The sequence below is a fragment of the Nonomuraea sp. NPDC050451 genome (genome assembly GCF_044458585.1).
The window spans coordinates 89177-97602 of record NZ_JBITHZ010000042.1 but is presented as its reverse complement, the minus strand read 5'-3'; the positions used below and the strand labels follow the sequence as shown (position 1 = coordinate 97602).

9 protein-coding genes are annotated in these 8426 nt (G+C 69.8%); 4 read left to right on the top strand and 5 right to left on the bottom strand.

The features are described 5' to 3' along the window. Positions 1-123 precede the first annotated feature (123 nt). A complete protein-coding gene (locus ACIBI9_RS57830; protein WP_397235979.1) occupies positions 124-750 on the top strand; it encodes a transposase in 627 nt (208 codons plus the stop codon). Between the two features lie 332 nt (positions 751-1082). Here the strand turns inward: ACIBI9_RS57830 and ACIBI9_RS57825 are convergent, their stop codons facing one another. Next, positions 1083-1280, bottom strand: a complete 198-nt coding sequence (locus ACIBI9_RS57825) for a hypothetical protein (RefSeq protein ID WP_397235977.1) — start codon at positions 1278-1280, stop codon at positions 1083-1085. 67 nt (positions 1281-1347) lie between these two features. Between ACIBI9_RS57825 and ACIBI9_RS57820 the strand changes: the two genes are divergently transcribed. Continuing rightward, positions 1348-1743 carry a MarR family winged helix-turn-helix transcriptional regulator gene (locus tag ACIBI9_RS57820; RefSeq protein WP_397235975.1) on the top strand — a complete coding sequence of 132 codons (396 nt, stop codon included), beginning with the start codon at positions 1348-1350 and terminating at the stop codon, positions 1741-1743. Here ACIBI9_RS57820 and ACIBI9_RS57815 read toward each other — a convergent pair whose 3' ends face one another. Further along, on the bottom strand, positions 1744-3186 hold the full coding sequence (locus ACIBI9_RS57815; RefSeq protein WP_397235973.1) for an FAD/NAD(P)-binding protein: 1443 nt from the start codon (positions 3184-3186) through the stop codon (positions 1744-1746). Positions 3187-3376: 190 nt separating this feature from the next. On the opposite strand from ACIBI9_RS57815, the gene ACIBI9_RS57810 reads away from it, so the two are divergent. Beyond that, a complete protein-coding gene (locus tag ACIBI9_RS57810) occupies positions 3377-4456 on the top strand; it encodes a response regulator transcription factor (RefSeq protein ID WP_397235971.1) in 1080 nt (359 codons plus the stop codon). 564 nt (positions 4457-5020) lie between these two features. Here the strand turns inward: ACIBI9_RS57810 and ACIBI9_RS57805 are convergent. After that, on the bottom strand, positions 5021-6097 hold the full coding sequence (locus ACIBI9_RS57805; RefSeq protein WP_397235969.1) for a hypothetical protein: 1077 nt from the start codon (positions 6095-6097) through the stop codon (positions 5021-5023). Between the two features lie 95 nt (positions 6098-6192). Here ACIBI9_RS57805 and ACIBI9_RS57800 point away from each other — a divergent pair, with 95 nt between their 5' ends. Beyond that, on the top strand, positions 6193-6471 hold the full coding sequence (locus ACIBI9_RS57800; RefSeq protein WP_397235967.1) for a hypothetical protein: 279 nt from the start codon (positions 6193-6195) through the stop codon (positions 6469-6471). A gap of 147 nt (positions 6472-6618) precedes the next feature. Here the strand turns inward: ACIBI9_RS57800 and ACIBI9_RS57795 are convergent, their stop codons facing one another. After that, positions 6619-7989 (bottom strand): LuxR C-terminal-related transcriptional regulator, encoded by a 1371-nt coding sequence (locus tag ACIBI9_RS57795; protein ID WP_397235965.1) that lies wholly within the window; start codon positions 7987-7989, stop codon positions 6619-6621. A gap of 50 nt (positions 7990-8039) precedes the next feature. Continuing rightward, entirely contained in the window at positions 8040-8252 is a 213-nt protein-coding gene (locus tag ACIBI9_RS57790; RefSeq protein ID WP_397235963.1) for a hypothetical protein, read from the bottom strand. Positions 8253-8426: the final 174 nt, after the last annotated feature.

Below are 8426 nucleotides of genomic sequence, written 5' to 3'. Positions count from 1 at the left end.
GGTTCCTCCTGGTGGTGTGGTCCAAGGGGTGCCTGCGGAGACGAGAACGAGGGTGTCCAAGATCGTCTTATGGCGAACGACGTGGACACCCTCGCGACAGCACTCTAGGCGACGACCGACGACATGCTGAAAGAGCGTCCCGACCCGGCGCCGTGGCGCCCGCCGGTCGGCATTACGCCCCGCCTGAGCGATGCCGAACTGGTCACCCTCGCCATGATGCAGGCCATACTCGGCTTCACCTCCGAGGCCAAATGGCTCCGCCATGCCCGTGCCCACCTGCGCCACCTCTTCCCCTACCTGCCCCAGCAGCCCGGCTACAACAAGCGGCTGCGCAAGGCCGCCGGTCTGATGCGAAGCGTCAACCGGATCCTGGCCACCACCACCTCGGTGTGGAGCGACGACGTATGGGTCGTGGACTCCACCCCGGTGGAATGCGGCCACTCCCGCGAGACCGTCAAACGCTTCGACCTGGCAGGCTGGGCCGAATACGGCTACTGCGCCAGCCACAGGCGCTTCTGGGGCCTGCGCCTGCACCTGGTCTGCACCCTTCAGGGCCTGCCCATCGCCTTCGCCCTGACCGGGGCCAAGGCCAACGAACGCGAGACCCTCCTCGACCTCCTGGCCGCCGAATGCGAGCTTCTGCGAGAGCGCCACGGACAGACTCTCATCGGCGACAAAAAACTACTTCGGCCGTGGTTTCGAACGCGAACTGTCCGAGCGTGGAGTCCAGTTGCTGCGGCCGGCCCGTAAAGGTGAACGGGAACGGCCTGGTGCAGCCCTGTTCAAGCCACTGCGGCAGGTCATCGAATCGATCAACGAGCCCTTCAAGGGACAGCTTGACCTCGAACGGCATCGAGGGCGCACACCCGGAGGGGTCATAGCCCGCGTCATGCAACGCATCCTCGCGCTGACCGCCGCGATCTGGCACAACGACGCCACCGGACAAACCGTCCTACGCTCACTGATAGATCATCTAGTGTCTGGGCGCAGCGTAGGGGGTGATCGAGGAGAGGTCATCGGTCGCGTCAGCGATGATGGCGGAGAGTGGTCTCTGTAGGGGGCGCATCAAGTTATATCGACGACTACTTCTCGATCCGGCGCCGATGCCTGGCCGTCAAATCGGACTGCTCGGGATCTGCCGTGTTTTGCCTTGTCAGTAGTAGTGCGGCCGAGGCGAGCAGGGTGCAAAGGGTCATTCCGGCGAACAGGGGTATGGCGGTGTGCTCGCCGGCGACGCTCATCAAGGGGGCCACAGCAGCGCCGAGGACGTTCTGCAGCATGCCCAGCACCGCCGAACCCGTTCCGGCAGCGTGCGGAACTCTGTATGCGCTCGCACGCGTTCTGCGGTTGGGTGGGATAACGGAGGCAGGACTGCCGTCCCTGGCGCCGTCGGAGCTGGACGTGCTGCGCTACGTGCTGGACTCGCCCGGCACGGGCACCAAGGCGCTCGCCCACGAGCTGGGCCTGCACAGCAGCAACGTCAGCACGGCCGTGCGCGGCCTGCTCGCCCGCGGTCTCATCCGCCGCGAGCCCGATTCGCACGACCGTCGCGCGGTACGCTTGTACCCGACCATGAGCGCCCAGCACGGCATGGCCCTGATCGAGGACGCCCAGGCGGAGATATTCGCCGCTGCCCTCGCCACGCTGCCCCCGGGCGAACGCGGAGCCCTGACGGCCGCCGTGCCCGCACTCCACTCCTTCGGCGCACCTCTCAGGGGGCGACGCGCTCCTGCCCGCGACTGATCAGCCGGTGTGTGTGGCCAGCAGTCCGCGGACGGTACGAGCGCCCGCCGCGGCCACTCCGGGGATGCCCGAGGTGATGAACGGACCGCCACCGGCCAGGTCGCCCACCACGTACAGGCGCGGGTCGGCGGGGACCAGCCCGCCCGACGGGTGCAGCGCGGCCAGTCCATCGGCGAGCAGGCACGTGACCAGCGGCTCGGCCGCGCGGGGCACCGCCCGGGGCGGCGGGTTCACGGCGTTGACGACGACTCCGGCGTTCAGGTCGCCACCGTCGCCCCGGACCCGGAACCCTCCCTCCACAGCCTCGATCTTGCGTACGCCTGCCGTCATGGTGAGCTGCCCGGACTCGAACAACCGCAGCAGGGCGGCGGCGTTCACCGGCACCATGGGCGAAGCCATGCTGGTGGCCAGGCGGAAGTGCCTGCGCAGCCGTTCGCGGTCGGGCTCGGGCAGCAGCCGCCAGGCGTACGGGCCGACGGTGTGGGCGGTCTCCTGGAGCACCCGCCGCCCGATCCGCGGGTCGTCGACGGCGGCCAGTTGCCGCCGCAACCGCCCTACGGGCTCCTCCGATCCCGCTGCCAGGAGCTCGGCCGTGAAGCGCGCGAAGTCCTCCCCCTCCGCGGCCAGTTCGGCGCGGAGCAGCCCGGCGAGGTCGTCGAGGGTGACGCCGCCGTGCTCTCGGCACAGCGCCTCCACCCGCTCGACGGTCACGTGCGCGGGCCGGTGGCCGAGGGGACGCTGCCAGACGTGGGGCAGCATGCCGCTGCGCGACACCAGCGCGATCCGCCCGGCATGGCCGCGCGCGGCGAGCGACACCACCACGTCCACGGCGGTCAGCCCGCTGCCGATCACCGCGACGTCGGCCGCGGCCGGGACTTGGCCGAGCCTGTACGCCAGCGGATACGGATCACCTACGAACCCTGGAGCGCCGCCCAGGCCGTAGTGGTCCTGCGGCATCCCCCCGCCCACGCACAAAACCACCCGGTCGGCCGGATGGGCGCGCCCGTCCTCGGTGCGCAGCTTCAGCCGGAGGCCGCCGCCGGAGCGGGCCGCCGCGACGACCCGGGCGGCGACGACCCGTGTCCGCCACCCGCGCCCGCGCAGCACGGCCAGGGCGGCCTCGGCGGTGTCGGCCAGATACTCGCCGTAGAGCGCGCGCGGCACCAGCGGTTGCCCCAGCAGGCCGTCCAGATGGGCGGCGGCACGCTCCGTGCCCAGCCAGGAGGCGTAGTGCCCTGGGTCCAGATGGCGGATCGACATGATGGCGGGCGGGGCGTTGACCAGAACACTGTCGAGATCAGGTGCGTACGGCCGTCCCCGCCACAGGTACGCGGACGGCTCGAACACGGTGACCTCCCCCACCCCCATCCCCGCCTCGCTGACGGCCAGCGCGTCCAGCAGGCCGACCGCGGCGGCGCCGGCCCCGATGATCGCGATATGCACGACGTTTCTCCCCTTTTCGTCCAAAAGGTCCTTTCGAGCCTCGTGGACGTCACGACCGCGCTCCATTCCCCGCCTGCGGGGGATCGGCAAGAAATGACCCCCTCAAATGAGGGGTTGGCGAAGGCGGGGAGAACAGGCAAGCTGACCCGCGTCCAACCTTCCCAAGTGACCCAGCGCCTGAAGGAGCTCGATGACCCACCCGCCCCGCCACGCCGAGATCCTGTCGGCTGTCGAGCGGGCCGCCAACGCGCTGGAGCTCTTCAGCCACGCCTCGGCCAGGCTGCGGCGGCACATGCCGTTCGACGCCGCGGTGTGGACGGCCACCGACCCGGAAACGAGCCTGGTCACCGCACCCATGCTGGTGGAGAATCTCGGCTCCGGCGAAGGATGCGCCGCCTACTGGCAGAGCGAGCTGCTGGAGGAGACCGTCCTGCCGTTCCGTGACCTCGCCCGCGCACCCGTCCCCGCGGCCGGTCTGCGCGCGGCCACCGGAGACCTGCCCGCGCGCAGCGCCCGCTTCCGCCGCCTGCTCGGCGACCAGGGCGTGGACGACGAACTACGGGCCGTGCTGCGGATCGGCGACCGGCCGTGGGGCGCGGTGAGCCTGTTCCGCATGCGAGGAGGCCCCGCGTTCGGCACGCACGAGATCGCGTTGCTCGCCGATCTGTCCGGACCACTCGCCGACCGGCTGCGCCGGTTCGCCCGTCCGTCCGGATCGGACGGCGCGCCCGGCGCCTCCGCACCCGGCCTGCTGCTGTTCGACGAGCACGGCGAGGCCACGTCGATCAACGAGGAAGCTCGGCGCTATCTCGCGCTGCTGCCGGACGGGCCATCCATGCCCACGGCGCTCGGGCTCAGGCTGCCCATCTGGCTGATCGGCACGACTCTGCAGGCGCGGGCCATCGCCCAAGGCCACGATCGAGGCAGCGCCAGGATTCGCATCCGAACCCGCGACAAGCAGTGGCTGACCTGCCACGCCTCATGCCTGAGCGGTCCCGGCGGACGGCCAGGGCCGACAGCGCTCGTCATCGAGCCCGCGCCCCCCGCCGACCTGGCGGTCATCGTCGCCCAGGCATACGGGCTGACGCCCCGGGAGTTCGAGGTCGCTCAGCTCGTGGCACGGGGCCTGTCCACCGCCGAGATCGCCACGGCCCTGTTCATCTCTCCCCACACCGTTCGCGGTCACCTCAAGGCCGTCTTCGGCAAGGCGGGGATCTCCAGCCGCGGTGAGCTCGTCGCGCAACTGTTCGCCGAACCCTACCGGCCGTAGGCGCCACCATCAGTGGCCGCCGGGCACCCACATCTCGCCCGAGCCCTAGCATGAGTACGCGCGCTGACCGACAGCCGGGGTGCCGATCGCGTCGTGGACCCTTCAGGTCCGCTGGAGCAGTCGCTGAAATCGGTCACGCCCCAGCGGCGAGGTGGCCTTCGTCGACTACTGGCTGTTGGGCGCCAAGGGTGCCAAGCCAACAGCGCAAAGACCTCGGCGCGCTCGCGGTCGTTACCGGTGAGGTCGCCGGCCTTGCCGTAGAACCCAGGTCCTTGCCGGCGGTGCTGCCGTTCCCCACCGCATTCGGCCCTTCGTCCGCCTCCTGCCGGTCAGCTGTCCGCGATCCATCTGGTAGCTGGGAAGGCTGACGATCGCCACGTCTGGATACCCTTGCCCGGCCGCCGTCTCCCTGTCGGGCGCCGAAGCTGGTGAGCGTTACCGCGATAGCCGGTCTCCTCGATCGAGCGTTCCTCCACCGTGCCGAGCGCCCCGGACCAGCATGTTCACGCGGTCGGCCATGGTCACCTTGGGGCTGACCAGGAGCATCGCGCGTAGGCGGCCACGTCATTCGCTGATCGTCCAAAGGGTCGCGTGCTGGGTGGGGGCGATGCCGAAGCCGGGGGCATCGCGGGAGCTCACGTAGCCGGCCGCGTAAAGCCGAGCAGTCGCCGGCATCTTGACCAGTTCGGTGGCCAAGGCCAGTTTGCCCGGGGGTGCAGGGAGCCGTTCCTTGGTCCAGCGTCCACCGGACAGGTGCCACAACTCTTCCGGCCGATGCTCCGGGCCCGCCGTGACCCAGAGCCCGCCCCTGCCATCCGGCTCCGCGTCGCCGATGGTCCAGCTCATCGGCCCCCAGGAGCAGGTCCATGACGTGCCGTTCCAGTGCAGGACGAAGAGGCGGGCACGCAGGGGTTCTTCAGCGTACTCCTCGTTGTCCTGATCCCAGCCGACGTAACCGGTCGCCCAGACATCGGAGGGCCCGTTCACCGCCACATCGCCGAGCAGCGGTGTGGGCGGGCTGCCGAGCGCCGGCCCGCCCAGCGCGGGCAATTCGATCGGCTGCCAGCCCCGGCCCTCCCAACGCAGCAGCACTGGCCGCTTGCCGGCGTCGTACTGGTCGGCCCGCAGGAGCCAGATGTTGTCACCCTCACCGCCGACAGCGACGGCTGGGGTTTCGCCGGGCAACCGGTGGGTCGTCCAGCTCCGGCCGTCCCACCGCATGGCGATGGGGTCGCCCACGAAGGCCCCGGTGCCGCGTGCGATGAAGGAGGACTCTGCCTGCAGGCCCCTGGTGTCAGGGTCGGCCACTACGAAGTCGTGCCAGCGCCCGTTTTCGAGGGTGCTGATGAGCATCCGGCTTTTCCCCGTCTGGCTGACCTCCTGCATGCTCTTGCTCGTGGTGCCGATGAGGTGAACCTGGTCGGCCGAGACCGCGGCGAGATCGCCGATGCGGTCCACGGCGACGGACGGCCGGGCGAAGCTCTGCCACCGGTCGGCGTACCAGCGCCGGATCTGCGGTTCCTGCTCGTTCAACCACCGGGTCTGCATCCACACGGCGCCGTCGGGCGCGACGTCGAGAGCCTCGATGAGGTTGGCGTCAGGGAGCGTGGACACCCGCTCCCAGCTTGACTTGGCGCTCATGGCGGGTCGGATGTCGCCCGTCTTGGAGGGGGGCTGGGCGCACTTGGCGGGCTTGGCGGCGATGGGTGGATAGCGCTGCTAAACAGCGCGGGCTGTTGTTTCGCCGCGTGGCCCAGCCGGTCAGGCTCGGCCGGCTCCAGCTGCTGCAGGTCCAGGTCCAGGCCGACCAGTCCGGCGCGGCGCAGGCCGACGCCGAACAGCAGGTAGACGATGACCCGGTCGCGGCCTGGACGGGCGTGGCCGTGCAGGTGAGGAGCGGCGCCGCGGTGGCGGCGGCATTGAGCTCGTTGGGGGCATCTTTCACCGCACCGGCCGCCCGCGAAAGGTGGCTGCAGCCCCGCCCGGCCGCACCACCCGGGCAAACTCGGCCGTGATGAGCGGTGCGGTCAGCCCTGGTCCGGCATGCACGCCGGCCACCGTGACCGCCGTACCGGCGGGCTGCAGACGGTGGCCGGTCACTGGCCGGTTCTGATGGGGGTGGGTCGCTGGGTCGGCCTACGAATCCTTGGCGGCGGCCCTTGTCATGCTGGGAGAGCCGGGTCGGGACGGACCGGGGCATCTTGTGGGGGAGAGGAGGGGTAGTCGGCCTGGAGCGCGGCCAGGACAGCAGCAACCCGGCGGCTGCTCTCGGGAGTGTCGTTCAGATCGAGCCGGGCGAGAATCGCGGTGATGTAACCGTCGACGGTCTTCGCGGTGATCTGCATGCGTCGCGCGATGCCGATGTTGGACAGCCCTTCGGCCATCAGCATGAGAACTTCCCGCTGCCTGGGTGTGAGTCGGCTGATCCTGGCCTGCATCTGCCCGCGAGTGACCATCTGCTTGAGGAGATGCTGGTCGATGACGGTCTCGCCGGCGACGACCCGGCGGAGGGCACTCAGGATGGTCTCCAGATCGTTGGTGTCCTTCAGCAGGTATCCGACGCCGCTGCCGATCTTCACGAGGCGTTCGGCGTAGGCGACTTCGCGATAGGCCCCCAGGACGAGCACACCCAAGTTCGGATGACGCCGGCGGAGTTCAGCGGCGCCGACGATGCCCTCATCGGTGTGGGTGGGTGGCATGGAGACGCCGACAACCACGGCATCCGGCAGTGACTCCCGCATCAAATGGCGAAGCTGCTCGAAGTCTTTCGCCACACCGGTGACATGGACGCCCTCCGCCTCCAGGAGCATTTTCAACCCGTCGCGGTAGGTTCCAGGGTTTTCGCAAATCATCACTCGCATCGCAGCCGGGCCGCTGGAGCCGCGGGACTCGGCTCCAGCGGGTGAAGGGAGTCGGGCGGCCGCGCCTGATTGGAGGCGGTCGAGGAGGTCCTCCAGGTCCGCGCAGCGGGTTTCGGCGGCAGCGCGGCGCTCGTGGGCGAAGTTCAGCTGGCTGGTGAGGTCGGCGATCTCGCGGTTCAGCCGGTCGCGATCGGTGTCCCAGTCGGCACGCATCCGGGCGTTGTCGGCAGTGAGATCGGCAAGCCGTCGTTCGCGGCCGGTGAGTTCGGTTTCCAGTCGGTTGACGTGGCGTTCGCTCTCACGGAGGGCGGTGAGTGCGACGTCGAGTTCGTCGGTGACGCGCCGAACCTTGTAGTCGTGAGGGTGGGCGACTTGGAGCGCGGCCAGCTGGAGGTCGACCAGATGGCCCTGGGCCTCCTCGGTGAGCGGAGTGCCGGCCTTGACCCGCAGGGCGAACAGCCGGTCCAGGAGCCACCGCTCGCGCGGGACACGCTTGCCGTTGAGGTAGCGGGACAAGCTGCCCTTGTCGATGATCCCCTGGCTGGTGGCGCAGAACTGGCCGAGGGTGAGACCGACGGTGTCGAACAACCGCTTCAACTCGGCCGCGAACACGACGACCTCGGTCCGCTCTTCCACGAGGACGTGCCGGGCGGTGCGTTCGATGTCAGCCACATGTCCATCATCTCCACGAGCGCCCGGATCCGCCCGGATATCGAGAACGGTCACCGTTTGCCGATGACGTCGTGGAGGCCGCGGGCCGTCCCGCCGAACGCGGCGATCCCGGTCAAGACCGCGGCCGGCGCGACCGCGCCGGTCCACAGGGTGAGGGCCCCCACAACGACTCCGGCGGCGAGGGCGAGAGCAAAGATGACCGCCGCCCGCAGCGACAGCAGCGGCTCGGGCGGACGGTCAGGGTTGGGGGCCTGTCGGGCCATGGTCGGGGTTCTCCTCATCATCGTGACGGGCTTGATGACCCCATGAGGCCATACCGCCCCGGTGTTGCGTTTTTCTGCAACGGCCGCAAGCGTTGCCACCCCGTGCAACGCCCGGACACTGCCGCGCACCCGCCGCGTGCCTCTGATCGCCGCCGCCACCGGAGCCGATCCGGA

Coding starts and splice junctions, on each gene's coding strand:
- ACIBI9_RS57830 (WP_397235979.1), top strand. CDS start 124: ATGCTGAAAGAGCGTCCCGACCCGGCGCCGTGGCGCCCGCCGGTCGGC.
- ACIBI9_RS57825 (WP_397235977.1), bottom strand. CDS start 1,280: ATGCTGCAGAACGTCCTCGGCGCTGCTGTGGCCCCCTTGATGAGCGTC.
- ACIBI9_RS57810 (WP_397235971.1), top strand. CDS start 3,377: ATGACCCACCCGCCCCGCCACGCCGAGATCCTGTCGGCTGTCGAGCGG.
- ACIBI9_RS57805 (WP_397235969.1), bottom strand. CDS start 6,097: ATGAGCGCCAAGTCAAGCTGGGAGCGGGTGTCCACGCTCCCTGACGCC.
- ACIBI9_RS57790 (WP_397235963.1), bottom strand. CDS start 8,252: ATGGCCCGACAGGCCCCCAACCCTGACCGTCCGCCCGAGCCGCTGCTG.